This is a genomic window from Mesorhizobium sp. CAU 1741 (assembly GCF_039839275.1).
Classification (GTDB): Bacteria; Pseudomonadota; Alphaproteobacteria; order Rhizobiales; family Rhizobiaceae; genus Aerobium.
Genome location: NZ_JBDOQP010000002.1, coordinates 358739 through 382879 on the forward strand (window position 1 = coordinate 358739; position 24141 = coordinate 382879).

General features: G+C 63.4%; 26 protein-coding genes and 1 riboswitch. Of the genes, 16 read left to right on the forward strand and 10 right to left on the reverse strand.

Features of this window, described 5'->3' with window-relative positions; genetic code table 11:
* Window positions 1–71 precede the first annotated feature (71 nt).
* From AAFN84_RS08630 to AAFN84_RS08645, 4 genes are all read left to right on the forward strand, one after another.
* On the forward strand, window positions 72–1799 hold the full coding sequence (locus AAFN84_RS08630; protein WP_347514153.1) for a type I secretion system permease/ATPase: 1728 nt from the start codon (window positions 72–74) through the stop codon (window positions 1797–1799).
* Entirely contained in the window at window positions 1789–3099 is a 1311-nt protein-coding gene (locus AAFN84_RS08635; protein WP_347514154.1) for an HlyD family type I secretion periplasmic adaptor subunit, read from the forward strand. The genes AAFN84_RS08630 and AAFN84_RS08635 overlap by 11 nt, the downstream gene beginning before the upstream one ends.
* Window positions 3096–3830: a hypothetical protein gene (locus AAFN84_RS08640; RefSeq protein ID WP_347514155.1), complete on the forward strand. Its 735-nt coding sequence runs from the start codon at window positions 3096–3098 to the stop codon at window positions 3828–3830. Before AAFN84_RS08635 ends, AAFN84_RS08640 begins: the two co-directional genes overlap by 4 nt.
* A 173-nt stretch (window positions 3831–4003) precedes the next feature.
* A complete protein-coding gene (locus AAFN84_RS08645) occupies window positions 4004–4792 on the forward strand; it encodes an ion transporter (protein WP_347514156.1) in 789 nt (262 codons plus the stop codon).
* Between the two features lie 6 nt (window positions 4793–4798).
* Here the strand turns inward: AAFN84_RS08645 and AAFN84_RS08650 are convergent, their stop codons facing one another.
* Window positions 4799–5890, reverse strand: a complete 1092-nt coding sequence (locus tag AAFN84_RS08650) for a 2'-deoxycytidine 5'-triphosphate deaminase (RefSeq protein WP_347514157.1) — start codon at window positions 5888–5890, stop codon at window positions 4799–4801.
* 76 nt (window positions 5891–5966) lie between these two features.
* Window positions 5967–6044: riboswitch (SAM riboswitch) on the forward strand.
* Between the two features lie 44 nt (window positions 6045–6088).
* On the opposite strand from AAFN84_RS08650, the gene AAFN84_RS08655 reads away from it, so the two are divergent.
* The 3 genes from AAFN84_RS08655 (at window position 6089) to phoU (ending at window position 9196) form a co-directional block, all read left to right on the forward strand.
* Window positions 6089–7282: an O-succinylhomoserine sulfhydrylase gene (locus AAFN84_RS08655; RefSeq protein ID WP_347514158.1), complete on the forward strand. Its 1194-nt coding sequence runs from the start codon at window positions 6089–6091 to the stop codon at window positions 7280–7282.
* A gap of 45 nt (window positions 7283–7327) precedes the next feature.
* On the forward strand, window positions 7328–8374 hold the full coding sequence (locus AAFN84_RS08660) for an ATP-binding protein (protein ID WP_347514159.1): 1047 nt from the start codon (window positions 7328–7330) through the stop codon (window positions 8372–8374).
* A gap of 93 nt (window positions 8375–8467) precedes the next feature.
* Entirely contained in the window at window positions 8468–9196 is a 729-nt protein-coding gene (gene phoU, locus AAFN84_RS08665; RefSeq protein WP_347514160.1) for a phosphate signaling complex protein PhoU, read from the forward strand.
* Between the two features lie 124 nt (window positions 9197–9320).
* Here phoU and AAFN84_RS08670 read toward each other — a convergent pair whose 3' ends face one another.
* Window positions 9321–9830, reverse strand: a complete 510-nt coding sequence (locus AAFN84_RS08670) for a GcrA family cell cycle regulator (protein ID WP_347514161.1) — start codon at window positions 9828–9830, stop codon at window positions 9321–9323.
* A 387-nt stretch (window positions 9831–10217) separates the two neighbouring features.
* On the opposite strand from AAFN84_RS08670, the gene AAFN84_RS08675 reads away from it, so the two are divergent.
* From AAFN84_RS08675 to AAFN84_RS08700, 6 genes are all read left to right on the forward strand, one after another.
* Window positions 10218–11423: an aspartate aminotransferase family protein gene (locus AAFN84_RS08675; RefSeq protein WP_347514162.1), complete on the forward strand. Its 1206-nt coding sequence runs from the start codon at window positions 10218–10220 to the stop codon at window positions 11421–11423.
* Window positions 11420–12340, forward strand: coding sequence for an ornithine carbamoyltransferase (argF, locus tag AAFN84_RS08680; protein WP_347514163.1), 921 nt, complete (start codon window positions 11420–11422; stop codon window positions 12338–12340). The genes AAFN84_RS08675 and argF overlap by 4 nt, the downstream gene beginning before the upstream one ends.
* A gap of 125 nt (window positions 12341–12465) precedes the next feature.
* A complete protein-coding gene (locus AAFN84_RS08685) occupies window positions 12466–13458 on the forward strand; it encodes an Hsp33 family molecular chaperone (RefSeq protein WP_347514164.1) in 993 nt (330 codons plus the stop codon).
* 57 nt (window positions 13459–13515) lie between these two features.
* On the forward strand, window positions 13516–13683 hold the full coding sequence (locus AAFN84_RS08690; protein WP_347514165.1) for a hypothetical protein: 168 nt from the start codon (window positions 13516–13518) through the stop codon (window positions 13681–13683).
* Window positions 13684–13746: 63 nt separating this feature from the next.
* Window positions 13747–14001, forward strand: coding sequence for a hypothetical protein (locus AAFN84_RS08695; RefSeq protein ID WP_347514166.1), 255 nt, complete (start codon window positions 13747–13749; stop codon window positions 13999–14001).
* 73 nt (window positions 14002–14074) lie between these two features.
* On the forward strand, window positions 14075–14218 hold the full coding sequence (locus tag AAFN84_RS08700) for a hypothetical protein (protein ID WP_347514167.1): 144 nt from the start codon (window positions 14075–14077) through the stop codon (window positions 14216–14218).
* A gap of 6 nt (window positions 14219–14224) precedes the next feature.
* On the opposite strand, the gene apaG is transcribed toward AAFN84_RS08700, so the two are convergent.
* Window positions 14225–14617: a Co2+/Mg2+ efflux protein ApaG gene (gene apaG, locus AAFN84_RS08705; protein WP_347514168.1), complete on the reverse strand. Its 393-nt coding sequence runs from the start codon at window positions 14615–14617 to the stop codon at window positions 14225–14227.
* Between the two features lie 162 nt (window positions 14618–14779).
* Between apaG and ppk2 the strand changes: the two genes are divergently transcribed.
* Window positions 14780–15679 (forward strand): polyphosphate kinase 2, encoded by a 900-nt coding sequence (ppk2, locus tag AAFN84_RS08710; RefSeq protein ID WP_347514169.1) that lies wholly within the window; start codon window positions 14780–14782, stop codon window positions 15677–15679.
* Here ppk2 and AAFN84_RS08715 read toward each other — a convergent pair.
* A complete protein-coding gene (locus tag AAFN84_RS08715) occupies window positions 15601–17652 on the reverse strand; it encodes a glycosyltransferase family 2 protein (RefSeq protein WP_347514170.1) in 2052 nt (683 codons plus the stop codon). The genes ppk2 and AAFN84_RS08715 overlap by 79 nt on opposite strands.
* Before the next feature lie 354 nt (window positions 17653–18006).
* On the opposite strand from AAFN84_RS08715, the gene AAFN84_RS08720 reads away from it, so the two are divergent.
* Window positions 18007–18855: a transporter substrate-binding domain-containing protein gene (locus tag AAFN84_RS08720; RefSeq protein ID WP_347514171.1), complete on the forward strand. Its 849-nt coding sequence runs from the start codon at window positions 18007–18009 to the stop codon at window positions 18853–18855.
* Between the two features lies 1 nt (window position 18856).
* Here the strand turns inward: AAFN84_RS08720 and AAFN84_RS08725 are convergent, their stop codons facing one another.
* Window positions 18857–19270, reverse strand: a complete 414-nt coding sequence (locus AAFN84_RS08725; protein ID WP_347514172.1) for a tellurite resistance TerB family protein — start codon at window positions 19268–19270, stop codon at window positions 18857–18859.
* A 154-nt stretch (window positions 19271–19424) separates the two neighbouring features.
* On the opposite strand from AAFN84_RS08725, the gene AAFN84_RS08730 reads away from it, so the two are divergent.
* Entirely contained in the window at window positions 19425–21083 is a 1659-nt protein-coding gene (locus AAFN84_RS08730) for a lysine--tRNA ligase (RefSeq protein ID WP_347514173.1), read from the forward strand.
* Here AAFN84_RS08730 and AAFN84_RS08735 read toward each other — a convergent pair.
* The 5 genes from AAFN84_RS08735 to AAFN84_RS08755 form a co-directional block, all read right to left on the reverse strand.
* Window positions 21006–21788 carry a thermonuclease family protein gene (locus AAFN84_RS08735; protein WP_347514174.1) on the reverse strand — a complete coding sequence of 261 codons (783 nt, stop codon included), beginning with the start codon at window positions 21786–21788 and terminating at the stop codon, window positions 21006–21008. The two genes, AAFN84_RS08730 and AAFN84_RS08735, sit on opposite strands and share 78 nt — an antisense overlap.
* Window positions 21789–22430 carry a helix-turn-helix transcriptional regulator gene (locus AAFN84_RS08740; protein ID WP_347514175.1) on the reverse strand — a complete coding sequence of 214 codons (642 nt, stop codon included), beginning with the start codon at window positions 22428–22430 and terminating at the stop codon, window positions 21789–21791. It abuts the gene before it with no gap.
* A gap of 80 nt (window positions 22431–22510) precedes the next feature.
* Window positions 22511–23125: a 2-hydroxychromene-2-carboxylate isomerase gene (locus AAFN84_RS08745; protein ID WP_347514176.1), complete on the reverse strand. Its 615-nt coding sequence runs from the start codon at window positions 23123–23125 to the stop codon at window positions 22511–22513.
* A gap of 93 nt (window positions 23126–23218) precedes the next feature.
* Entirely contained in the window at window positions 23219–23767 is a 549-nt protein-coding gene (locus AAFN84_RS08750; RefSeq protein WP_347514177.1) for a thioesterase family protein, read from the reverse strand.
* A gap of 10 nt (window positions 23768–23777) precedes the next feature.
* Window positions 23778–24086 carry a DUF2218 domain-containing protein gene (locus AAFN84_RS08755; protein WP_347514178.1) on the reverse strand — a complete coding sequence of 103 codons (309 nt, stop codon included), beginning with the start codon at window positions 24084–24086 and terminating at the stop codon, window positions 23778–23780.
* Window positions 24087–24141 lie beyond the last annotated feature (55 nt).

Consider the following 24141-nt stretch of genomic DNA (forward strand, 5'->3'; position numbering starts at 1 on the left):
GAACCGAACTGGCGTGCCGCACCCTCCCCTTTCCGGAGCACCGCGCGGACGCTGCAGACAAGGCAAGTAACATGTTGAAGCGTCGAGCCTCACCTTCGGTCGGGGAAGCGATCAAGACCGCGAGGTCTGCCTTTCTAGGCATATTTGTCGTCAGCGCGGTCATCAACGGCCTGATGCTGACCGGCCCGCTCTTCATGCTGCAGGTCTATGATCGTGTGCTGGCGAGCGGCAGCGTTCCCACCCTGGTCGTGCTTTCGGTGATTGCGCTCGCGCTTTACCTCGTCAGCGGGATGCTCGACATCCTTCGCTCTCGTGCGCTCAACCGCATCAGCATGCGGGTCTACAACGCGCTGTCGAACCCCGTCCTGCGCGCGAATATGCAGATGCCGATCGTCGGCGGCCAGAAGGCATCGAGCGTTCAGCCCGGCAGAGACCTCGACGCCGTGCGCCGCTTCCTCGCCTCGCCTGGTCCGGCGGCGGTGTTCGACCTGCCCTTCATGCCGTTCTATTTCCTGCTGATCTTCCTCTTCCATCCGTGGATGGGGTTCTTGGCGCTGGCCGGTGGAGCATTGATCTTCACGCTGGTGGTATCCAACGAACTGACCTCGCGGGCACCGACGCGCGAACTCAACGGGCGCAGTGCGAACCAGTCCAAGATGATGGAAAGCTCCCGGCGCAACGCGGAAGTCGTCGGTGCGATGGGTATGCTTGACCGGATTTCCGATCGGTTTGGCGACATGCTCGCACCTTATTACGCGGCGCAGGAAGCCGCATCGGACCGAAGCAATTTCTACTCCTCCGTGATCAAGATGCTGCGCCTGGTGTTGCAGTCGGCGATGCTGGGCCTTGGAGCCTATCTCGCCATTCATCAGCAGATCACGGCAGGCGTGATGATCGCGGCGTCGATCATCATGGCGCGCGCGCTGGCTCCAATCGAGCAGGCCGTGTCGCACTGGCCGTCATTTGTCGCATCGCGGCAGGCATCAGCGCGGCTCAACGAAGCCTTCAAGCAGTGCCCGGAAGACAACGGGCTGGCGGGACTGCCGCTGCCGACGCAGGAGGTTCGGATCGAACAGCTTGCCACGGGCGCACCGGGAGATGGCCAGGTCATTTTGCAGGGCGTCGATTTCACACTCCATGCCGGCGACGGGCTCGGCGTGATCGGTTCCTCCGGATCCGGGAAGACAAGCCTCGTACGTGCGCTGGTCGGCGTTTGGCCGATCCTCCAGGGCGCCGCCAGATTTGACGGTTCGACGATTACCCAATGGGCCGAAAACGATCGCGGACGGTTCATCGGCTACATGCCCCAGGACGTCGAACTCTTCGATGGGACGGTGGCCGACAACATCTCGCGCTTCGCCAAGGATCCGAATGTCCTCGACATCGTCGCCGCCGCCAAGCTGGCCGGCGTTCACCGGCTGATCGTTGGACTGCCGGAAGGGTACAACTGCATGGTCGGCGAGGGCGGAGCGCGCCTTTCGGCGGGCCAGCGCCAACGCATCGGCCTTGCCCGCGCGCTCTTCGGCAATCCGTTTCTCCTCGTCCTGGACGAGCCGAATTCCAATCTCGACGTGGAGGGCGAACAGGCTCTCACCCTCGCGATGAACGCGGTGCGCGAAAGAGGCGGCATCGTCGTCGTCGTGGCGCATCGCACGAGTGCGCTCGCCGCGGTCAACAAGGTTCTCATCCTCCAGAACGGCCAACAACTGAGCTTCGGCGCGCGTGAAGACGTACTGGCGAACGTTACGGTTCTGGCGCGCCCGTCCGAATCAGGAAAGGTCTACAGCCATGCGCTCTGAGGATATCGACAAGTCGATAGCAAAGTCGCTTCGCAAGCAAATATCGACGGCACTGATTGTCTGCCTGGCGCTGGTGGTCGGTTTCGGAGGCGTCACCGCCTATGCCGAAATCAGCGGCGCGGTGATCGGCTCCGGCAAGATCATCGTCCAGGGCCGGACCAAGCACGTCCAGCATCCCGATGGCGGCATCATCGGCGAGATCAGCGTCGCGGAAGGCGACAAGGTTGAAGCGGGACAGGTTCTGTTCCGTCTCGACGGCACCTTGGCACTGGCCAGCCTCAACATCATCGACAGCCAACTCGACCAGTTGCTGGCGCAGGAAGCCCGCCTCCTGGCGGAACAGGCACGCTCCCCCGACATCGAGTACCCGGCGCAACTGACCGACGACGACACCGACCGCGCCATCCTCTTGATGGAAGGCCAGCGAAATCTGATGTCGACACGCCGGTTGACGATACAAGGCCGCAAAGCGCAGCTCGACGAGCAGACCAGTCAGTATCGCGAGCAGGTTACCGCTCTGGAGGCCCAGCGCGACGCGATTGGCGAGAATGTCACGCTCCTGGACGACCAGATCGCCGACTTCAAGATCCTGCACGAGCGCGGCCTGGTGATCGACTCACAGATGATCACCATCCGGCGCGAGCGAGCCTCCCTCATCGGCAGCCAGGCGTCGTTGACCGCCGAAATCGCTGAAGCGAAGCAGGCGATTACCCAGACCGCCTTGCAGCGCGTCCAGGTCGACGAGGAATTCAACGAAGCCGTATTGACCGAGCTGGACCAGAAGCGGACGGAGATCGCCAGGCTGAGCGAGGAGCGTATCGCCGCCCTCGACCGTCTCAACCGGCTGGAAATTCGCTCTCCCCTGGATGGTTATCTCCACCAGTTGGCGGTCACCACGGTCGGCGGAATCGTGTCCGCCGGCGAAACCCTGGTCAGCGTAATTCCCGCCAACGACTCGCTGATTGTGGAAGCGAAGCTTCTGCCGACGGACGTGGATCAGGTCTATCACGACCAGCAGGCGAGAGTGCGGCTCAGCGGGCTCAATCAGCGCATCACGCCGGAGCTGTATGCCAGTGTGATCGACATATCGCCCGATCTTTTGACCGACGAGCAGACCGGCGTTTCCTACTATCTGGCACGTCTCTCCATCAGTGACGAAGAATTTGCGCGGATCAATCGCGACGAACTGCGGCCGGGCATGCCGGTCGAGGTCTTCGTCGAGACCTCAATGCGCTCGATCCTTTCCTATCTGGTCAAGCCGATCGCCGACCAGTTGAACCGGGCAATGCGCGAAAGTTGAGCGCTGCACCGACTACAGATTACGGTTTTCGAGAGATCACACAGATGAAAAAGCAACTGAAGCAGACTGAAACGAAGACCGACGACCGCTTGCAGATCGAAGGGTTCGAGCCGAGCCCCGCGCCCCCGCAAGAGCCGGTCGGCATCGCAGCGCGAACGACGCCGAGCGTCATGCCGGCCATGGAGAGGCCGCGCATCCTGCGCGTCGGCGCGGGCAGCAAGAATGCACCGCGCGTGGAGGCAGCTCCCGATCCGTCATTGAGGCTGCTGGAGCGCGTCTATGACGATCTCGCGGGGCTCAAGCAGGGCCTGCTCGAACAAGCCGGCGCTTCCGCCAACGGCGATACCAAAGGTGCCACGGTCGCACTCGATGCCGTCGAGGCACAACTCAAGGCGATCGCCCAATCGGTCGAGTTCACCGAGGCCTATGTCACCGCCGGACTGGCCAACCGTATCGGCGAGATGCTGCGCGAGGAAACGGCCACATCATTGAAGTCAGCTCAGACGACGATGCGCGCCCAGCGTCACACACGGATCGCGCTTTTGCTGGTCGGCGCACTTGGCGGGTTGCTCGCGGCGGAAATAGCCAGCGATGCGGTCAGCACCGGCGGGACGAATTTCGCCCTTCATTATCAGGCCGCCATTAAACCAGCTCTGATCGATTTCTTTACCTGGACGACCTTTGTCGTGGGGGAAGGCGCAGCACAAATTCGGGCGATGACGGGCGGATAGGGCCAATCAGGCCTTTGTACCTTGGCCGGCGCCGGATTGGCATCTGACGATGCGTCCTGCAGGGCCGCCCACCTTTCGAGCGGCATAAATCCGATCGGTGGCGCTTGCAGCGGCTTGACGCGCGGACGCGCGCGTTTCACTGGTGCGGTTGAAACTCACGGAGACGACCGACCTTGAACGCGCTGAAGTCGCTGATCGAATCTCGCCGATTCGAATTGGTGATCACTGTCCTGATCATCATCAATGCCATCACGCTGGGCCTCGAAACCTCACCGACGATGATGGAGCGGTTCGGGCCGTTGCTCGTGCTTCTCGACCGGGTGGTTCTCGCGGTTTTCGTCGCCGAATTGCTGGCCCGGTTCGTCGTCTACCGCGGCAGGTTCTTCCAGGATCCGTGGCGCATCTTCGACCTGGTCGTCGTGGCCATCGCGCTGATGCCCGCGACCGGCAATCTGTCCGTGTTGCGCGCGCTGCGCATCCTGCGTGTCCTGCGTCTGGTCAGCGTCGTTCCATCGCTGCGGCGCGTGGTCGGCGGGCTCATTGCCGCCCTGCCCGGCATGGGCTCGATCGTCCTGCTCCTGGGCCTCGTCTTCTACGTGTTCTCGGTGATGGCGACAAAGTTGTACGCGGCAACCTTTCCGGACTGGTTCGGATCGATCGGCGAGTCCGCCTATACGCTGTTCCAGATCATGACGCTCGAAAGCTGGTCGATGGGCATCGTGCGGCCGGTGATGGAGGTCCATCCCTATTCTTGGATGTTCTTCATACCCTTCATCGTGCTCACCTCGTTCGCCGTGCTCAACCTGTTCATCGGTATCATCGTCTCCGCGATGCAGGAGGAGCACGATGCGACGGCGTCCGAAGAGCGCTCGGCGATGCAGCACGAGCAGGAGATGATACTGACCGAAATCAGGGCACTGCGCGAGGACGTGCGCGCGCTCAAGGGCGAGCGCAGCCGCTAAGCCGCCTCACCCCGCGCGGAAGTGCTTCGAGAGCTTGAGGCCCTGCGCCTGGTAGTTCGATTTCAAGTCCACGCCATAGAGCCTGTCTGGCCGCGCCAGCATGTGCTCGTAGACCAGTCGGCCGACAACCTGGCCATGCTCCAAGATGAACGGGACTTCGTGGCTGCGCACTTCCAGTACCGCGCGGCTGCCGGTGCCGCCGGCGGAAGAGTGGCCGAAGCCGGGATCGAAGAAGCCAGCGTAGTGGACGCGGAACTCGCCCACGAGCGGGTCGAAGGGCGTCATTTCGGCGGCATGATCTGGCGGCACATGCACCGCCTCGCGCGACACAAGGATGTAGAACTCGTCGGGATCGAGGATCAGCTCGGTTTTGCCGCGCGCATAAAGCGGCTCCCAGAAATCATGCAGGTCCTGGGCACCACGCACGTCGACATCGACCACGGCGGTGTGGTGCTTGCCGCGATAGCCGATGAGCCCGTCCGCCCCTCCCGTCAGGTCGATCGAAAGCGCGATGCCGCCGCCGGAAATGTTGGGCTCCTCGGCGGCCACCAGCGTCTCGCGCGCGTGCAGGCCCTGAAGCTCGGCTTCCGACAAAAGTGCATGGCCCTTGCGAAAACGGATCTGCGACAGACGCGAACCGGCGCGCACGACGATCGGGAAGGTTCGCGGGCTGACCTCGATGAACAGCGGACCTTCGTAGCCGGCAGGCATCTTGTCGAATTCCTGCGTCCTGTCGGCCATCACGCGGGTGAAGATGTCGAGGCGCCCGGTCGAGCTCTTGGGGTTGGCCGAGGCCGAGACGCCTGCAGGCAGGGCGAGCCGTTCCTGAAGCGGTACGATGTAGACGCAGCCGGTCTCGAGCACCGCGCCGGCGCTCAGGTCGATCTCGTGCAGCTTCAGCCGTTCGAGCTTGTCAGCAACGGTGCTCGCCGGACCGGGAAGAAAGGAAGCACGAACACGATAGGCCTTGTTGCCCAGCCGCAGGTCGAGACTGGCCGGCTGGATCTGGTCTTCGTCGAGTGGCCCCTGGCTCTTCAGCGCACCTGCGTCGAAGAGTGCCGCGATGTCTCGGTCGGGTAGTATGCCGGTCGTGCGCAATGCCCCATCCCTGATTGTCCGCCGGGAGGTTTAATCACGCCACCGATTGACGCAAGGCGTCGCGAGGCGTAAAGGGCGCTTATCCCGTGGTGATTTGCCGGTCGGCTTGCAGCCACGTTAAACAAGTCGCTAAAAGGGACCGATGAGGAAACCGGCATGCGACTTCGCGGCCGGTTTTTTTGTTTTTGGGGCATGATGATGACAGGTGAAACGAAGCGAAACTGGAAGCCGGCGACCGCTCTGGTGCATGGCGGGACGACGAGATCCGAGTTCGGCGAAACGTCGGAAGCGCTGTTCCTGACGCAGGGGTTCGTCTATGATAGCGCCGAAGCGGCGGAAGCACGCTTCAAGGGCGAAGAGCCCGGCTTCATCTATTCCCGCTACGCCAACCCGACCGTCGACATGTTCGAACGGCGCATGTGCGAACTGGAAGGCGCGGAGGATGCCCGCGCCACCGCATCGGGCATGGCGGCCGTGTCGGCAGCGCTCCTGTGCAGCGTCAGGGCCGGCGACCATGTCGTCGCCGCACGCGCATTGTTCGGCTCGTGCCGATGGGTCATCGAGGTGCTGATGCCGAAATACGGCATCGAGACCACGCTCGTCGACGGCACCAATATGGACGAGTGGCAACAGGCGATCCGGCCGAACACCAGGCTGTTTTTCCTTGAAAGCCCGACCAACCCGACACTCGAAGTCGTGGACATCGCGGCCGTGGCAAAGCTGGCCAATGGCATCAGCGCACGTGTCGTTGTCGACAACGTCTTCGCCACGCCCTTGCAGCAGAAGCCGCTGGAACTCGGCGCGCACGTCGTCGTCTATTCCGCCACCAAGCACATCGACGGACAGGGGCGCTGCCTTGGTGGCGTCATCCTCTCGGACAAGAAGTGGATCGACGACAATCTGCACGACTATTTCCGGCACACCGGACCGTCGCTTTCGCCATTCAATGCCTGGACGCTGCTGAAAGGGCTGGAGACTCTGCCGCTGCGTGTCAGGCAGCAGACGGAGTCCGCAGGACAAATCGCCGACCACCTCGCGCAGCATAAGGCCATCGAGCGGGTCATCTACCCGGGGCGCAAGGACCATCCGCAGGCCGACCTTATCGCCCGCCAGATGAAGGGCGGCTCGACCCTCGTGTGCTTCGACGTGAAGGGCGGAAAAGCGGGCGCCTTCGCCTTCCTCAACGAGCTTGGCATCATCCGCATCTCCAACAATCTCGGCGACGCCAAGAGCCTGATAACCCATCCCGGCACGACGACGCACAAGAACCTGTCGGAAGATGCGCGTGTCAGCATCGGCATCCTGGGCGGCACGGTGAGGCTTTCCGTCGGTCTCGAAGACGTCGAAGACCTCATCCAGGATATTGACCGGGCGCTTGGCAAGGCATCATAGAAGGCCGCATCCAGGCGAACGGGAAATCCGGCGGCGATGGCAACAATGGCGAGCGAGGGAAACAATCCGGTCGACGTGCTGACAGCGCGCGCGTTGGCGGCCGTCGTGCCGGACCCGATGGTCGTTTGCGACGCCAGGGGAGCCGCGCTCTATGCCAATCCAGCGGCGACGAATGCGTTCGGGCAAATCCCACGCGGCAGCATTCTGGCGCACAAGTTCCGCACGCCGGAAATGCAGCAGCTCATCGGCAACGCGCTGAAACAGCGACGCGCCGGCACGATCGACTATGTCGAGCGGATTCCGATCGAGCGGGTCTTCAAGGTGGCTGTCATGCCGGTCGACGACGGCTCCGGGCTGTTCGTGATCCATTTCAAGGACCAGAGCGAGACCCGCCGCATCGACAGGATGCGCGCCGACTTCATCGCCAATGCGAGCCACGAGCTGCGCACGCCTCTGGCATCGATATCGGGGTTCATCGAGACCCTGCGCGGGCCGGCGCGCAACGACGAGAAGGCGCGCGACAACTTTCTCCAGATCATGCAGACCCAGACGGCACGCATGGCCCGCCTCATCGACGACCTGCTGTCGCTCTCCCGCATCGAGATGAAGCCGTATGCACGCAGCGACGAGAAGATCGATGTCGTGCAGATCGTTGCAGGCGTGGTGGAGTCGCTCGGCCATCTCGCCGGCGAATACGGGGTCCAGGTCAATCTGGAGCGCCCGGACAAACCGGTCCTCATTCCGGGCAATCGCGACGAGCTGATCCAGGTCTTCGTCAACCTGCTCGAAAACGCCTGCAAGTACGGCCAGTCAGGCGGCCGCGTCGACATTTCCATTTCAGCGGCGACCGGCGGCCCCACGCCGGAAATCGCCGTGGCGATACGCGACCACGGTCCCGGCATCGCGGAGGAACATATCCCCCGCATCACCGAGCGGTTCTATCGGGTGGATGTCGAGTCGAGCCGCGTCAAGAACGGGACGGGGCTGGGGCTGGCGATCGTCAAGCATATCCTGACGCGGCATGACGGGCGCCTCACCGTGCGCTCGAAAATCGGCGAAGGGTCGACCTTTACGGTGCATTTGCCCGTCTAGACAGGCCTGCAGAGACCGGAACGCTTTCTTTTTCCTGTCATCCGACTACCTTAGGGTCTTCTCAAGGGAATCGCTTCGGGCAGTTCTTCAACCATGACCACGCATCACATCGTCAGCGCCTATGATGAGGAACTCGCGTCCCTCGGCAACCGGATCGCCGCGATGGGTGGGCACGCCGAGCGGATGGTCGAGCAGGCGGTCGCGGCTCTCATCAATGCCGACCAGGCGCTGGCCCGCAAGGTCATCGCCGACGATCTCGTTCTGGACGAGGGGCAACGCTGGATCGACGACCAGTCCATCGTGCTGATCGCCAAGCGCCAGCCGATGGCGGACGATCTGCGTGAAATCATCGGGACGATCCGGATTGCGGCCGACCTCGAACGCGTCGGCGACCTCGGCAAGAGCATTGCAAAGAGGGTGGTCGCCGTCGCCGATGCGCGCCAGCCGGTGCAGCTCTTTCGTGGCCTGGAGGCCCTGGCGAACCTCGCGCTGACGCAGCTCAAGCAGGTGCTCGACGTGTTTGCCTCGCGTGACGTGGCGGCCATCAGCTTCATGCGCGACCGCGACGAGGAAATCGACGCGATGTACACCTCGCTGTTCCGCGAACTCCTCACCTACATGATGGAAGACCCGCGCAACATCTCGCCCTGCACGCACCTCCTGTTCTGTGCCAAGAACATCGAGCGCATCGGCGATCACGCCACGAATATCGCGGAGACCGTCTTCTACATCGTCACGGGCGAGCAGCTCCCGCTGGAGCGCCCCAAGGAAGACAAGAGCCACAAGGTGGTGATGATCGGCGGGAAGGTCATCCGGGCCTGAGGGCGAATGCGCCGCTCAAAACCGCGGCCATCAGGCAGAGGCAGTCGCGCCATCTGGCGCTCGGCGCTTAAGGAGTTATGCCCTCGACATTACTCCTTGGAAACCCGTGTCACGACAAATGTGTCTACCGCGCGCGGCGACGCTCGGAAGCGGGCTGGTACGCCACCTTCGAATGGTAGCCGCAATACGGGCCGCTATCGCCGGCTTCGTTGCCGCAGAAGCTGAATTCCTCCGACAGCGGGTCGCCGTTCGGCCATTTGCATGTCCGCTCGCTCAACTGGATGAGGGAGAGCTTGCGCGAGATCGGCACCACCACGTTGGCCGACGGCCGCAACATCTGGCGCGCCACCGGCTCGGCATCGAACTGGACGGCAAGGGCCGTTGCGCCGACGCTGGCGGTTACGGTGCGTGTCTGACGGCTGACGCTCTTGGCTGGAGCGCCCGCGGATGCTGCCTTCTTGGCGCGTGGCTGCGCCGAAGAGGTGCGACCGCGTGCCGACAGCTTGAGGCGATGCACCTTGCCGATGACGGCGTTGCGGCTGACGCCGCCGAGCTGCGTGGCGATCTGGCTTGCGCTCAAACCCTCCGCCCACAATTTCCTGAGCAACTCAACGCGTTCGTCGGTCCAGTTCATGGGACAGGCTCCTGCTCCTGCGTGCCCGGAATCCGAATCCCTCGCCGCCCGGCTGTAACCGGCACGACACCATATCTACAGGGGTGATTAGATCCGCCGCACGAAATCTAGTTATTTCTTGGCTTCAAACTACAGTATCGGCTGACTCCGTGACAAGAGTCCCCGGGCAACACCGAATCTGTTTTTTCGGTTTTCCCCAACTTGGCATCGGCATTGCCTTGGAGCATTCACACTTCAGACGGCCGCGGGACGCCTCAAAAAGACGTTTCGTTTGACACAAATGCCGGAAAAGCCGATATAGTTTGGCCAACGCCGCCCCTTGGGCGGCTTTTTGGTTTTTCCGGCGCGGCCCCGTCCAGGCGCGCCTTGCTTTCGGAGAGGCATATAATGAGCGGCTCAGCGCTTTACGAGACCTTTGCCCGCGTACCCCTGGTCTTCGACCGGGGAGAGGGAAGCTGGTTGGTAACGCAGAGTGGCGAGCGATATCTCGATTTTGCGGCGGGCATCGCCGTGAATTCGCTGGGCCACGGCCATCCGCATCTCGTGGCAGCACTCACCGAGCAGGCCGCGAAGCTGTGGCACATCTCCAACCTCTACGAAATCCCGGACCAGAGCAGGCTTGGCGAGCGGCTGGTCGAGAACACGTTCGCCGACAAGGTCTTCTTCACCAATTCCGGCGCCGAGGCCCTGGAATGCGCGATCAAGACCGCGCGGCGCTACCAGTACGTCAACGGCGCCCCGGAACGGTTCCGCATCATCACCTTCGAAGGCGCGTTTCACGGACGCACGCTGGCGACCATCGCGGCCGGCGGACAGCCGAAATACCTGGAAGGCTTCGGACCCAAGGTCGAGGGTTTCGACCAGGTTCCGTTCGGCGACATGGATGCTGTCGAAAAGGCGATCGGCGCCGAGACGGCCGCGATCCTGATCGAACCCGTGCAGGGCGAAGGCGGCGTCCGCCCGGTGCCCGCGCCCTTCATGCAGAAGCTGAGGGCGCTGTGCGACAAGCACGGCCTCATGCTGATCCTCGATGAAGTGCAGAGCGGTATCGGCCGCACGGGCAAGCTCTTCGCCTATGAATGGGCCGGCATCGAGCCCGACATCATGGCCATCGCAAAAGGCATCGGCGGTGGCTTCCCCGTCGGTGCATGTCTTGCGACCAACAAGGCCGCGATGGGCATGACACCGGGCGTGCACGGCACCACCTTCGGCGGCAACCCGCTTGCCATGGCGGTGGGCAATGCCGTGCTCGACGTGGTGCTCGACGACGGCTTCATCCAGTCGGTCAACGACAAGGCGCTGGCCGCCAAGCAGGGGCTTGCGTCGGTCGTCGACGAGTTCCCCGACATCTTCGAAGAGGTGCGCGGCGCAGGCCTGCTCCTCGGCCTCAAGTGCAAGCTGGCTAACACCATGGTCAACGGCGCGCTGCGCGACGAGAACCTGCTTGCCGTGCCGGCCGGCGAGAACGTCATCCGGCTGCTCCCGCCCCTTACGGTGAGCGAAGAAGAGATCCGTGACGCGGTGGGGCGGATTCACACCGCAGCCGCCAAATTGCGGGCGGCACATCAAGAGTCGCCGAAGGCCGCGTCATGAGCGGCAGCTTCCGGCACTTTACCGATCTGTCGACGATCGAGCCAGTCGACCTGCGCGCCATGCTCGACGATGCACGGGCACGCAAGCAGCGTCTCAAGTCGGGAAGCGAGACGGAACGTCCGCTCGCCGGCAAGGTGCTGGCGATGATCTTCGAAAAGCCGTCGACCCGCACGCGCGTATCCTTCGACGTCGGGATGCGGCAGCTCGGCGGCGAGACGATCATGCTGACCGGCACCGAGATGCAGCTTGGCCGCTCGGAAACCATCGCCGACACCGCCAAGGTGCTGTCGCGCTATGTCGACGCGATCATGATCCGCACCACCGAGCACGAGCGCCTGCTCGAGCTGACGCAGCATGCCACGGTGCCGGTCATCAATGCACTGACGGACGACACCCACCCCTGCCAGATCATGGCCGACGTGATGACCTTCGAGGAACATCGCGGCCCGGTGAAGGACAAGCTTTTCGCCTGGACCGGCGACGGCAACAACGTGCTGCATTCGCTCATGGAAGCGTCGGCGCGGTTCGGTTTCCGCCTCAACGTCGCGGTGCCCGAGGGCAGCGAACCGGCGGATCACTTCGTCTCCTGGTCAAACGCCAATGGCGGCCGGGTCGCGGTGATGCGCTCGCCGGAGGAAGCGGTCACGGATGCAGACTGCATCGTGACGGACACCTGGGTCTCCATGGGTCAGGAACACCGCGCCCGCGGGCATAACGTGTTCACGCCCTATCAGGTGAACGGCAAGCTGATGTCGCATGCCAAGGCGGACGCGTTGTTCATGCATTGCCTGCCGGCACATCGCGGCGAGGAAGTGACGGACGACGTCATCGACGGCCCGAATTCCGTGGTGTTCGACGAGGCCGAAAACCGCCTGCATGCCCAGAAGGCCGTGCTTGCATGGTGCCTGGGCGCTTGATCGGGCGAAGACGCATTCCTATCTGATGGACTTCGCCCATCATGTTTGGTGAATGAGAGACCCGCGCGTCGCCTTGCGATGCTGGCCGGTGACGGCTCAAGACGCGCTTTGACAGGAATTGTCCAGTGGCTGAAACGGAAAAGCAGCTCGGCGAATTCGGCTTCGCCGGCGATGACCATGTGGTTCCCTTCGAGGTATCGACGCTCGATGCGCGCGGGCGCGTCGTGCAGCTCGGCCCTATCCTCGACACGATCCTGGCACGGCACGACTACCCCGAGCCGGTGGCACGGCTGCTCGCCGAGGCAATCGCGCTCACCGTGCTTCTGGGCACGTCGCTGAAATTCGACGGCAAGTTCATTCTCCAGACGCGTTCGGATGGCCCCGTCGACATGCTGGTCGCCGACTTCGCCACGCCGCAGTCGCTGCGTGCCTATGCCCGCTTCGACGAGGAGCGGCTTGCAGAGGCGATTGCGGACGGCAAGGCGACGCCGGGTGATCTTCTCGGCACGGGCGTGCTTGCGCTGACTATCGACCAGGGCGCGTGGATGCAGCGCTACCAGGGCATCGTGCAACTGGATTCGACCTCGCTCGAAGACGCCGCGCGCACCTATTTCCGCCAGTCCGAACAGATCCCCACCGAGGTCCGGCTTTCGGTCGCGCGCCAGATGGTGCGCGGGCAGGACGGCAGCCTGCTCGAAGGATGGCGCGCCGGCGGGCTGCTCGCCCAGTTCCTTCCCGACGCGCCGGAGCGCTTGCGCCTGCCTGACCTTCCGGGGGGCGAAGGCGACGACGGCGATGCGCCCGACCCGACCGACGATGCGTGGGCCGAGGTGCAGGCCCTGGTCGGCACGGTCGAAGCCGACGAACTGCTCGATCCGACGGTCGGCGCAGAGCGCCTGCTCTATCGGCTTTTCCACGAGCATGGCGTTCGGGTATTCGAAGGAACCCCGGTTGCCGACGACTGCACGTGTTCGCGCGAGAAGATCCGCTCGATTCTCGATGGCTTTTCGGCCGAGGAGATCGAGGAGAGCACCCAGGACGGCATCATTCACGTCGCCTGCGAATTCTGCTCGAAGGAATACACGTTCGACCCTTCGGATTTCACCGCAGATGAATGATTGATCATTGCGCCGGTTGACGTGGCGGACAGCTTCGTTGATCAATGCCGGCGCATAATGACGGTCAAACTCATCATAATCATGCTAACGGCAGCCGCCTTCGGCTGGGGCTTCTCGAACCTCGTGGAGCACTCGGACCAGTCGATGCGGCCCGGCATGCCGCAGAACACCTGTGACGAATGGCAGGGCGACGACTGCTCGACCCAATTCGACCGCCAGCCTTAATAAAGTGTCAATGCATGACATGCATGCTCCGGCCATCGTGGGCAGGATTGACGGGCGAACAGCATGCCGGACTCATTTCCGACACGCGCAGAAATGCGCGAGGAGACAGCGGAAGCGGTATGCGAGATCGCCATCTGCCTTGCCCAGGCCATCCACGAACTTGACCCGCAGGCGCACCGCCGAATGAATTTCAACGCCGGCAAGGCCTATAACAGGCTGCTGGACGAGCGGCGCGAACTCGCGGCCGACATACTTTATCGGTTCGGGCGCGCGCTGATGGACCGGGATCTATTTCCCGAAGAGTCCGATCGCGACTGAGAAACACCTGCTGCAGGGAACCTTCGGCGTCCGGCGCTGTTGCTTCGTGATCCAACCCACCGGAGACACGACGATGAGACTGCTGCTGCTGATATTCGGCGCCTGGGCCGCCTGGAAGATTGCCGAAGAGAACGGGCTCACGGAGCGCGAGCCGCTGCTGCCAGCCCGCTCCACCCCACTTCCCGCGCGTGCGGCCGCCCGTTCGCGGAAGCGCTGAGGCGCTTTAGTTCACGGAACGGGCTTCGTTGGGCAGGTCGAGCGAAAAGGCCGGGATGGCGACCTCGAAGACGTTTCCATCACCGTCCCGCATCGTATAGCTGCCGACCATGAACCCGGACGAGGTGCGAAGCGGGCATCCGGATGAATACTGGAAGCTGTCGCCGGGATTGAGTTCCGGCTGCTCGCCGACAACGCCGGCGCCCCGCACTTCCTCCACGCGCCCGGCAGCGTCCGTTATGCGCCAGTAGCGCGACATCAACTGAATGTGCGTGGATGAATTGTTGATGATCGTGACGCGATAACCCCAGACATGGCGTCCATCCTCAGGTGTGGACCGCTCCGGCAGATAGAACGGTTCGACTTCGACGTCGATCTGGTGCGTGGTGCTTCGGTACATCGTGCTTCCGGTTCTGGACCATCAATGTGATGCGCGACCTCTCCTGGTCAAGGTCATACGGCGATTATGCGCGCGAAGGTGCCTGCGAGTGGGCGCCGAATCCTCTGGACCCATGCACGCGTGATGCATAGCATCCGGCCATGCACAGGAGGAAAGACCAGAATGCCCACCACGACTGCATCGAAGTTCGAGGTCCCGACCAAGCCGATCACGCTGACGATCGACGGCAAGAAACGCGTCTTCGATATCGATGATCCGCAGCTTCCTGACTGGATAGCCGAGAACGAACTTTCAGCGGGCGGGTACCCCTACGACGACAAGCTCAAGGGCAAGAAATACGAAAAGAAGCTCAAGGCGCTGCAGATCGAACTGGTTAAACTGCAGAGCTGGCTGCAAGCCACCGGCGAGCGGGTCATGGTGCTTTTCGAGGGCCGCGATGCGGCCGGAAAGGGCGGCACGATATTCGTCACTCGGCAATACATGAACCCACGCACCGCGCGCAACGTGGCATTGCCGAAGCCGACCGAGACCGAACGCGGCCAATGGTATTTCCAGCGCTACGTGGCGCATTTCCCCACCGCCGGCGAATTCCTGACCTTTGACCGCTCATGGTACAATCGCGCCGTTGTCGAGCCGGTGATGGGTTTCTGCACGCCCGAACAGCATGAGCTCTTTCTCGACGAAGCACCCAACTTCGAAAAGAGCATCGTCGCCGACAACATCCGCCTGTTCAAGTTCTGGCTGTCGATCGGCCAGGAGACCCAGTTGCGCCGCTTTCACGACCGCCGGCACAGCGAGCGGAAGATGTGGAAGTTCTCGCCCGTCGACGTCGCGGGCATGGAAAAATGGGACGACTACACGAAGGCGCGCGACGTGATGTTCGAGCGTACCCATACGCCCCATGCGCCATGGACGGTGGTGCTGGCCAACGACAAGAAGCGGGCTAGGCTGGCCGTCATCCGCAGGATCCTGCTGTCGGTACCTTATGACGGGCGCAACCTCGACAACATCGGGGAAGAGGACGAGAAGATCATAGGCGAACCCTCGGACGCGCTGACCTGACGCTCATCGACGCGCTGGCCGCGCAGCAGGCTCGGACGGCCCTTGCGATGCGGTGTCTTGTTCCACTGGTGAGGGCGCCGGTAAAGTTCGAAGATCGCCCACCATGCGGCCCAGGACAGAAGCAGCCAGTGCACCGGCGTCAGCGCGACGATCCGCCAGAATTCACGTCTTTCGGCGCGCGACAGGGTTGCCCTGCCTACCGCCAGGAAGGCGCCGTAGCCGAGTGCTATGGTGAACAAGCCCGTCGTTGCGATCACGACCTGCGTGATGTGCACGACATCGCTCGCCATGAATCTCGCAAGCACATAGGCGATCGTCCCCAAGGCTAGCGGATGAACCAGCACCGACACGATGGTCCCTAGAAAAAGCGCCTGAAAGGCCAGGAACGAGGCCGTCCCAAGCTCGCTCCAAAGCCGAACGGGTGCGCGCATGTGCACCAACCAGGTCTGCAGCCAGCCCTTGAACCAGCGCGTGCGTTGCGGGCGCCAAGTGGCGAAGTCCTCCGGCGCTTCCTCGAAGGTCGGCAGGCCGATCACCCCCACGCGATAGCCGAACCGCTTCAGCCGCAGGCCGAGATCCGCGTCCTCGGTGACATTGTGCGGATCCCAGCCGCCGACCGCGTCGAGCGCGCTGCGGCGAAAATGATTTGAGGTACCGCCCAGCGGCAGCACGAGATCGTGCTTGGCAAGCCACGGGAGGATGCCACGAAACAGGCCCGCATATTCGAACGCGAACATCCGCGACAGCGCGCTGGTGGCGGGATTGGTCGCCACCAGGGGTGCCTGCAGACACGCAAGATCGTCGCCGTCGGCGCGAAAACGATGCCATGCCTCCAGCAATTGCTGAGGATGAGGCATGTCCTCCGCGTCGTAGAGGGTCACATATTCCCCCGAACACAGCGGCAGCGCATAGGCGAGCGCCTTCGGCTTGGTGCGCGGCTCTCCCATCGGCACTTCGACGATCTCGATGCAGGAACTCAATGCGTGGGCGCGCAATACGGAAAGCGTCTCCTCGTCGTCCTCCTCGCAGACCAGCTTGATCTCCAGCTTGCTGCGCGGCCATTGAAGCTTGCCGAGGGCCACGAGCAACTGGGGCAGCACCTCCCTTTCCTGATACAGCGCGACCAGCACGGAATAGACCGGCAGTTCGCCCGCTATCGCGGCCGGCGGTTCCTGCAGCCGCAGTGGCCGTGCGGCACCAAGCGCCAGGAAACGCAGGACCACGCAGGCGAGGAAAGCAACCATGCCGACGACCTGAACGACGAGAAGCGTCTGCATCGGTGCGAACGCCAACGCCATGCAGAGCACGGCAACCAGCACACCGAAAAGCACGCCCTGCCAGGCATTCGCGACGATGCGTGCGGAGAATTCCGGCAGGCGCAGGAACAGTCTGCTCTGCGCGTCGAACAGCAGGCGCTCGCGCGCGCGGGACAATATCGCGCCGCGCAGTGCCGATGGCGGCGCGATCAGCAACCGTCGCTTGAGATCGGGCTGCCTCGCCAGCCGAAGCCGCAATGCGGCAAGGCCAATATCTACCCGCGCCACAATGAACAGCGGTGCGGCGTCCGGCTGCTCGAGCAGCGCGAGCGGCAAGCCCACCTGGCTGCGGAGCGCGGACCGGCAAGGGCCATCCTCGAGCGTCAGTCTCGATGGATCGATATCGGCGATGAACATCAGTTCGAGTTCGGCGGCGATCGCCTCGAAGAGGCGCGCTTCGCCTACCACGCCGGACGCGAGAAGTTCCTGGACGAAATGCGTCCCGTTGACCACCGTGCGTTGCGCTGGCCGCTCGGCCTCGCGTTCGAGCCGTAGCCTCGAAAGGACCGGCCGCCACTCGTCGAGTATGGCACGAGCCCTGACGCCATCGACGCGGCTTGTCGCGGGCGCAGGCCTACGCGCTGCTGGCGCCCCGACGGCACCGCGTCCGCCTTCCCGCTGTCGGCCCGCTCCAAAATGCCATGCGACGAACGGCATCTCTGCCGGCCCGCGGGACCCACGCCCACCTGTTTCGTAAGGTGGAGCCATTTCAGGAAAGACTTATATTGCGGCGCTGGCAAAAGAACACCGAAGACACACCCCACTTACTCATCACACGTTCCCCGCCACGTACCCCGGAAAGATAAGCCGTCTATCCGTTCACGTACTGTTAACCATGTCATTTCAGTAAGTGGCATTTTTCTACTTGATGCAACCGCAAAAATGACTCGCGCGTGCATTCGATTGCCAGACAGCACTGCGTTGGACTTACCGCTCTCGTGCCGGTCCGTTGGTTGACAGCCGGCAGCAGCGGAGGAATAAGGTCACACGCTTTCCCGATGGGGTCCGACCGTGTGCAAGCCTTCGACATCTCTGTTTTTCGGCCTTGTCGCCGCGATCTGGCTGTCGACCGTCGGCGCACTCGTGGCGCAACCTTCGATCCCGAACTACTGGGACGCGAAGGAGCGATTGCCCAAGCCCGACCTGTCGGGTGTCGAGCGGGTCCGCTTCCTCACGACGATCGACTTTCCGCCGTTCAACTTCCTCGATGCCGACCGGCGCCTCACCGGCTTTCACATCGAGCTTGCACGCGCCATCTGCCGGGAACTGGACATCGAGCCGCGCTGCCAGATACAGGCACTGCCGTGGGAGGAACTCGACGAGGCCATCGCATCCGGGCAGGGAGACGCGCTGATTGCCGGCACGTCGGTCAGCACGCAGACGCGCGAACTCTATGCCTTTTCGCGACCCTACCTGCGCTTTCCGGCGCGCTTCATCGTTCGCAGCGACTCGACCGTGGAAGAGCCCATGCATCGCGCCGTCGAGGGCATGCGCATCGGCGTGGTCGGCGGCTCAGCCCACGAAGCGATGCTGAGAAGCTACTTCCCCGCAGCGCGGCCGGTGGTCTTCACGCGGCTGGACTGGCTTTATGACAGCCTTCGAGAAGGCAAACTTGACGGGGCCTTCGGCGATGGCATGCGGCTGTCGTTCTGGCTCGCGGGGACAGGCTCGCAGAATTGCTGCCGGTTTGCCGGCGGTCCCTACATTGCGCCCGAATATCTGGGCGCGGGACTGGCCATCGCCGTCCCGCACGATAAGGCCGTCCTCGCGCAGGCTTTCGACTACGCGTTGCGCGAGATCAGCATGAAGGGAATTTTCGCCGAACTTTACCTGAAATATTTCCCGGTCAGCTTCTACTAGGTCAGCGTGTGACGCGGTGGCGGATCGCCGCGGCACGCTCGATTGCGGCAACCGCGAGCGGGTCGAGGTCGAAACGCTCCTTGATGATGTCCAGCATGCGGGTCTCTTCCTCTCGCACCGACAGGTCTGCGGCCGCCACATCAACGGCCAGCGCATAGGCAGTCTCGCGAAGATCCTCGCCCAGGGCGGACTTGACCAGCGAGAGCAAACCCTCGAGCCCCTCTTCTTCCTGGAGCAGTCGCTGGCAGACCTGGGCCACGGCCAGCGTGCGCGCCTGGTCGAAACCACGGAAGACCGGCAGGGTACGGACGATGGCGCCGATGCGTGCAAGTTCATCGTCGCCCATGTCTCGGTCGGAGGCCGACATGATGACCATGAGGTAGACGAGCGCTTCCTGCGGGGTGGGATTTGACATCGGGGGTTGCTCCGTTGGTGCCGTTTCGGCTGCAACGTAGGAAGGCCAAGGCCCGACCGCAATGAAAAAGCCCCGCCACGATTGACGCACCGGATAAGCGGGCCTAGACGTTCACCGCCCCTAAAGGGCCGAAAAACTTCACGGAAAGCCAGAAATGACCCAGTCGCGATCGAACTCGCTGATGCACTCGCCCGAAATTCTTGCCGCTGCGCAGGAAAGCAAAGCATGGCCGTTCGAAGAAGCGCGCAAGATCATCAAACGCTACGAAGGCAAGGACTGGCCCGAGGCGATCCTGTTCGAGACCGGCTACGGGCCGTCCGGCCTGCCGCATATCGGCACCTTCGGCGAGGTGGCGCGCACGACGATGGTGCGCCATGCCTTCCGCCTCCTGACCGAGGACAAGGTGCCGACGCGACTGCTGTGTTTCTCCGACGACATGGACGGCATGCGCAAGATCCCGGACAACGTGCCCGACCGGTCCTTCCTCGAGCCGCACCTTCACAAGCCGCTGACCGTCGTGCCAAACCCGTTCGGCGGCGACCATGACAGCTTCGGCCATCACAACAACGCGATGCTGCGCCGGTTTCTCGACACGTTCGGATTCGACTACGAGTTCGCCAGCGCGACGGAATACTACAAGGCCGGTCGTTTTGACGCGATCCTCAAGCGCGTCGCCGAACGCTACGACGCCATCATGGCGATCATGCTGCCGACGCTCGGTGAGGAACGCCGCGCGACCTATTCGCCCTTCCTGCCGATCTCGCCGAAGACGGGCCGTGTGCTCTACGTGCCGATGAAGAAGGTCGATGCCGAAGCCGGGACAATCACCTTCGATGACGAGGAAGGCGAAGAGACGACCCTTCCTGTCACCGGGGGCAAGGTGAAGTTGCAGTGGAAGCCTGATTTCGGCGCCCGTTGGGCCGCGCTCGGCGTCGACTTCGAGATGTTCGGCAAGGACCACGGGCCGAACATGGGCGTCTATGACCGCATCTGCGAAGCGCTCGGCGGCCGCGCGCCGGAGCATTTCGTCTACGAACTGTTCCTCGACGACAAGGGCGAGAAGATTTCGAAGTCGAAGGGCAATGGCCTGACGATCGACGAGTGGCTCACCTATGCGCCGACCGAGAGCCTCGCGCTCTATATGTTCCAGAAGCCAAGGACGGCCAAGAAGCTCTACTTCGACGTCATCCCGCGTGCCGTCGACGAGTACTACCAGTTTCTCGCCGCCTATCCGAAGCAGGCATGGAAAGAGCGGCTGGGCAATCCCGTCTGGCACATCCATGACGGCAACCCGCCCGAAACGGTTCTGCCGGTCAGTTTCGCGCTGCTGCTCAATCTCGTCAGCGCGTCCAATGCGCACGACAAGTCGGTGCTGTGGGGCTTCATCTCGCGCCATGTCGATGGCGTGACGCCGCAAACCCACCCGGAACTCGATCGGCTGGTGGTCTATGCGATCCGCTACTTCGACGATTTCGTCAAACCGACCAAGGTGTTTCGCGCCGCCGACGAGATCGAGGCGGCCGCCCTGCAGGCGCTGTCCGCGAGGCTCGCGACACTTCCGGGCGATGCCGATGGCGAGGCGATCCAGAACGCATCGCTCGACGTCGCACGCGGCATCGAGCGTTACCAGGACCATTCCAAGAAAAGCCCGGAGGGTGGTCCCGGCGTCTCCGTCGCCTTCTTCCAGATGATCTATCAGGTGCTCATCGGGCAGGAACGTGGGCCGCGCTTCGGCTCATTCGCTGCGCTCTACGGGATCGACAACACCCGCGCGCTCATCGACAAGGCCCTGAGGGGCGAACTCGCCGCCTGAGGATGGCGGCGGCGCCGGCGCCGCCGGGGCCGGGCCGAACAGGCCTCGACGATCGGCGCGCGCCTGGCTTCCGATTTCCGCATAGGGACCGGCCGCGGTTGCGCGCGCCCAACCTTGCGAGACCAGCCATTCAGCCGGATCTTGAGCGGCGCGGGCGCATTTGGCGACCACCACATCATCCGGGGCGACGCGCGGCACGACACAGGTCAGCGCGCGCCCGCGCAGCCAGTTGCGGAACGCGGTTCGCGCGTGCACGCCGCAGGGCCACTCCTCCGGGCCACACACTTCGTCGGCCGCCGTCACGTCGATCCCTTCGAGCGCCACGCGATAGCCCATCGCCTCGAATGCGCCGGCGGCCGTCGCCACGGGGCGATGCAGGATTTCCTCGCGCGGCGGGCCTTTGGTGGGGTCCTCGGCAAGGCCGATCGGGCTGAGCGGCTGGCGCTGTTCGACGCGTTCTAAAGACTGGCGATCGACGTTGGGCACGGCGACGATGTCGGGCGCAACCGGCCGAATCAGGGATGGTGGCGCCGGCGCGACAGCCTGCTCTTCCGGCACAACCGACTCGGGCATGGCGACATCGGTCTGCGGCGCAGGAAGCGATGGTTCCGGGGCCGGGACAAGGATACTTCCCGCAGCCAGGTTGAGTCCCACCACCGCAAGGGAGAGGCCACCGGCCGCCACTGCCAGAACGAACGGCCGCATCTACTGCTTGGCCCAGACGATGCGTGCCATCCACTCGATATCCGCGACCGGAATGGTGCGGTCGGGGTGGGCGGGGTTAAGGGAGACGAGCACCACCGCTTCGGCATTGCGCCGCTCCAGCACCTTCGCCATGACCTCGCCGCCTCGGGTGCGGGCCACGACCCGATCGCCCTTGCGCACCGCCGCGCCCGGCTCGACGATCAGTATGTCACCGTCGCGGTAGAGCGGCAGCATGGACTCGCCCTGGACCTTCAGTGCATAGGAACGCTCGCCGGTGGCGGGGAGGTCGACCTCTTCCCACCCCTGGCCCACGGGGAAGCCCGCATCATCGAAGAACCCCCCTGCCCCAGCCTGTGCGAAGCCCAGCAGCGGCACGGTGGCGCGGGCCGGAGCAACGTCCACCCGCTGACCCCGCACTTCCACGAGTTGTGTGAATTCGGACAGGCTGGCGCCGGTCGCCTCGATGATCTTGGCGAGCGACTCCGTCGACGGCCAACGCGGACGGCCATCGGCCGACAGCCGCTTCGACTTGTTGAAAGCCGTGGAATCGAGGCCGGCACGCTTGGCCAGCCCCGAAGCGGAGAGCGCGTGGCGCTCCGCCAGCGCATCGATGGCTGCCCAGACCTGCTCGTGCGAGAGCATGCGCAAACCTCACCACAGGAAAAAATACCTCTGATAGGTAATGCCTGCGGCGCGACGTGTCCAGCCGACGGCCGGCTTTTCTAGGGACGAAACGGTGGCCTGCCCGACTCCAGCGCATGGGCCAGATATTCGAGACGATCCTGGCCCCAGAACGGCTCGCCGTTGAGCACATAGACCGGCGCGCCGATCGCGTCGGCCTCGCTCGCCTCCCTTGTGTTGCGCGCCAGCGTATCGGTTGCGTCCTGCCCCTGGGCAGCGGCAAGGATGGTTTCCGCCGGATGCCCTTCAGCTTCCAGATAGGCGGTCAGTTGCGCGGGATCGGCAATGTTCTCCTCGTTTGCCCAGACGCCCGCATGGGCGCGACCGATAAAGCCCGAGGGGTCCCTGCCCGCCTGAACCAGCGCGATCACGCTTCTGTCGGCAAGGCCGGGATCGACCGGGAAATGTTTCGGCTCGAGATTGATCGGCACGCCGCGAATATCGGCGATCCGCTGCATCTCGATGCGGCGGTAGCGCTGGCGCAGCGGCGTGCGCTGGGCGAGAGGCACGGAGCCCGACTTCTCCCAGACACCGGCAAGATTGATGGGCTTGTAGCGTATTTCGAAATTGTGCGCCTCAGCCAGTTGATGGAACACCTTGTGTCCAAGATAGGCGAAGGGCGACGAGGATATGAAATAATAGTCGATGGCAGTCATGGACTCTTGCTCCTGCAACGGGGCGCATACGACCGCAAATCGCTCCGCGCCGCAAGCCGAACGTGGGGAAATGTCGGGGCGGCGCCGTTCCGGCTAGAGGGATTGCGCCTTCGCCAGCTTGCGCAAGCCAGCGTGGGAATCCATGAAAATCCGCTCCTCCGCGCTCGGCGGACGCGGCTGCGCATCCGAACCGAGTTCAGCAACGATATCGTCGATTTTCACGAAAGCCCTGTTGCGGGAGTCGTAGACCCCTGCCGTCGTCAGGACGAGCGCGGCGGTACGCCCGTCTTCCAGCACGAAGCGGTGCCGGCCGATCACCTGCGTGTCTTCCCAGGTCTCGATGGTCGAGACCACGTCAAACTTCGTCCAGAGCCTGATCTCGCGGACATAGACCGACTGCAAACCGCCCATCATCGGCGCCCAGCGATTCCGCCGCGCCAAGGCGATCAGCCCGGCACGATGGAAGATGTCGATGCGTCCGACATCGGCCAGCATCATGTAGCGCGCATTGTTGAGGTGGAAATTGGAATCGATGTCGGTGGGAAGGCAGCGAAAGGTCAGGCGACTTTCCTCGCCCATGCGATAGCGGCCACGCGACTTCGCGGTGGCGATCATGCGGGCAAGGCGCAGCCAGACATACATCCGGGGTGTTCTAGCCGTGCGGGGACGCGGACGAATCCTCGTCCCATTTCACGACGAGTTCCTCGCGGAAGGCGAAGCGGACCAGATGGGCGACGATGACGCCCTTCATCTGTTCGCCACGGGCCGGGTCCGCCGCTTCGAGGCGCAGCTTGAGGCCTTGCGGGTCGGCGTCGAGATGGCAGACGGTATCGGTATCGAACGCGATCCGCCCGTGCGACGGATCGAATTCGACCTCGAACTTGTGCCCCCAATGCTTGCACAACTGCTGCAGGTAGCGGCTGGCGTTCGTGGTCTCGGCATAGCCCGGATAAACGGCCATTTGGTCTCCTAGGACAAAGACATGCGACAACATGGGAAGCCAAAGCGCGGGATGC

Coding starts and splice junctions, on each gene's coding strand:
- AAFN84_RS08630 (WP_347514153.1), top strand. CDS start 72: ATGTTGAAGCGTCGAGCCTCACCTTCGGTCGGGGAAGCGATCAAGACC.
- AAFN84_RS08635 (WP_347514154.1), top strand. CDS start 1,789: ATGCGCTCTGAGGATATCGACAAGTCGATAGCAAAGTCGCTTCGCAAG.
- AAFN84_RS08655 (WP_347514158.1), top strand. CDS start 6,089: ATGACAGGTGAAACGAAGCGAAACTGGAAGCCGGCGACCGCTCTGGTG.
- AAFN84_RS08660 (WP_347514159.1), top strand. CDS start 7,328: ATGGCGAGCGAGGGAAACAATCCGGTCGACGTGCTGACAGCGCGCGCG.
- phoU (WP_347514160.1), top strand. CDS start 8,468: ATGACCACGCATCACATCGTCAGCGCCTATGATGAGGAACTCGCGTCC.
- AAFN84_RS08670 (WP_347514161.1), bottom strand. CDS start 9,830: ATGAACTGGACCGACGAACGCGTTGAGTTGCTCAGGAAATTGTGGGCG.
- AAFN84_RS08675 (WP_347514162.1), top strand. CDS start 10,218: ATGAGCGGCTCAGCGCTTTACGAGACCTTTGCCCGCGTACCCCTGGTC.
- argF (WP_347514163.1), top strand. CDS start 11,420: ATGAGCGGCAGCTTCCGGCACTTTACCGATCTGTCGACGATCGAGCCA.
- AAFN84_RS08690 (WP_347514165.1), top strand. CDS start 13,516: ATGACGGTCAAACTCATCATAATCATGCTAACGGCAGCCGCCTTCGGC.
- AAFN84_RS08695 (WP_347514166.1), top strand. CDS start 13,747: ATGCCGGACTCATTTCCGACACGCGCAGAAATGCGCGAGGAGACAGCG.
- AAFN84_RS08700 (WP_347514167.1), top strand. CDS start 14,075: ATGAGACTGCTGCTGCTGATATTCGGCGCCTGGGCCGCCTGGAAGATT.
- apaG (WP_347514168.1), bottom strand. CDS start 14,617: ATGTACCGAAGCACCACGCACCAGATCGACGTCGAAGTCGAACCGTTC.
- ppk2 (WP_347514169.1), top strand. CDS start 14,780: ATGCCCACCACGACTGCATCGAAGTTCGAGGTCCCGACCAAGCCGATC.
- AAFN84_RS08715 (WP_347514170.1), bottom strand. CDS start 17,652: ATGCCGTTCGTCGCATGGCATTTTGGAGCGGGCCGACAGCGGGAAGGC.
- AAFN84_RS08725 (WP_347514172.1), bottom strand. CDS start 19,270: ATGTCAAATCCCACCCCGCAGGAAGCGCTCGTCTACCTCATGGTCATC.
- AAFN84_RS08730 (WP_347514173.1), top strand. CDS start 19,425: ATGACCCAGTCGCGATCGAACTCGCTGATGCACTCGCCCGAAATTCTT.
- AAFN84_RS08735 (WP_347514174.1), bottom strand. CDS start 21,788: ATGCGGCCGTTCGTTCTGGCAGTGGCGGCCGGTGGCCTCTCCCTTGCG.
- AAFN84_RS08740 (WP_347514175.1), bottom strand. CDS start 22,430: ATGCTCTCGCACGAGCAGGTCTGGGCAGCCATCGATGCGCTGGCGGAG.
- AAFN84_RS08745 (WP_347514176.1), bottom strand. CDS start 23,125: ATGACTGCCATCGACTATTATTTCATATCCTCGTCGCCCTTCGCCTAT.
- AAFN84_RS08750 (WP_347514177.1), bottom strand. CDS start 23,767: ATGTATGTCTGGCTGCGCCTTGCCCGCATGATCGCCACCGCGAAGTCG.
- AAFN84_RS08755 (WP_347514178.1), bottom strand. CDS start 24,086: ATGGCCGTTTATCCGGGCTATGCCGAGACCACGAACGCCAGCCGCTAC.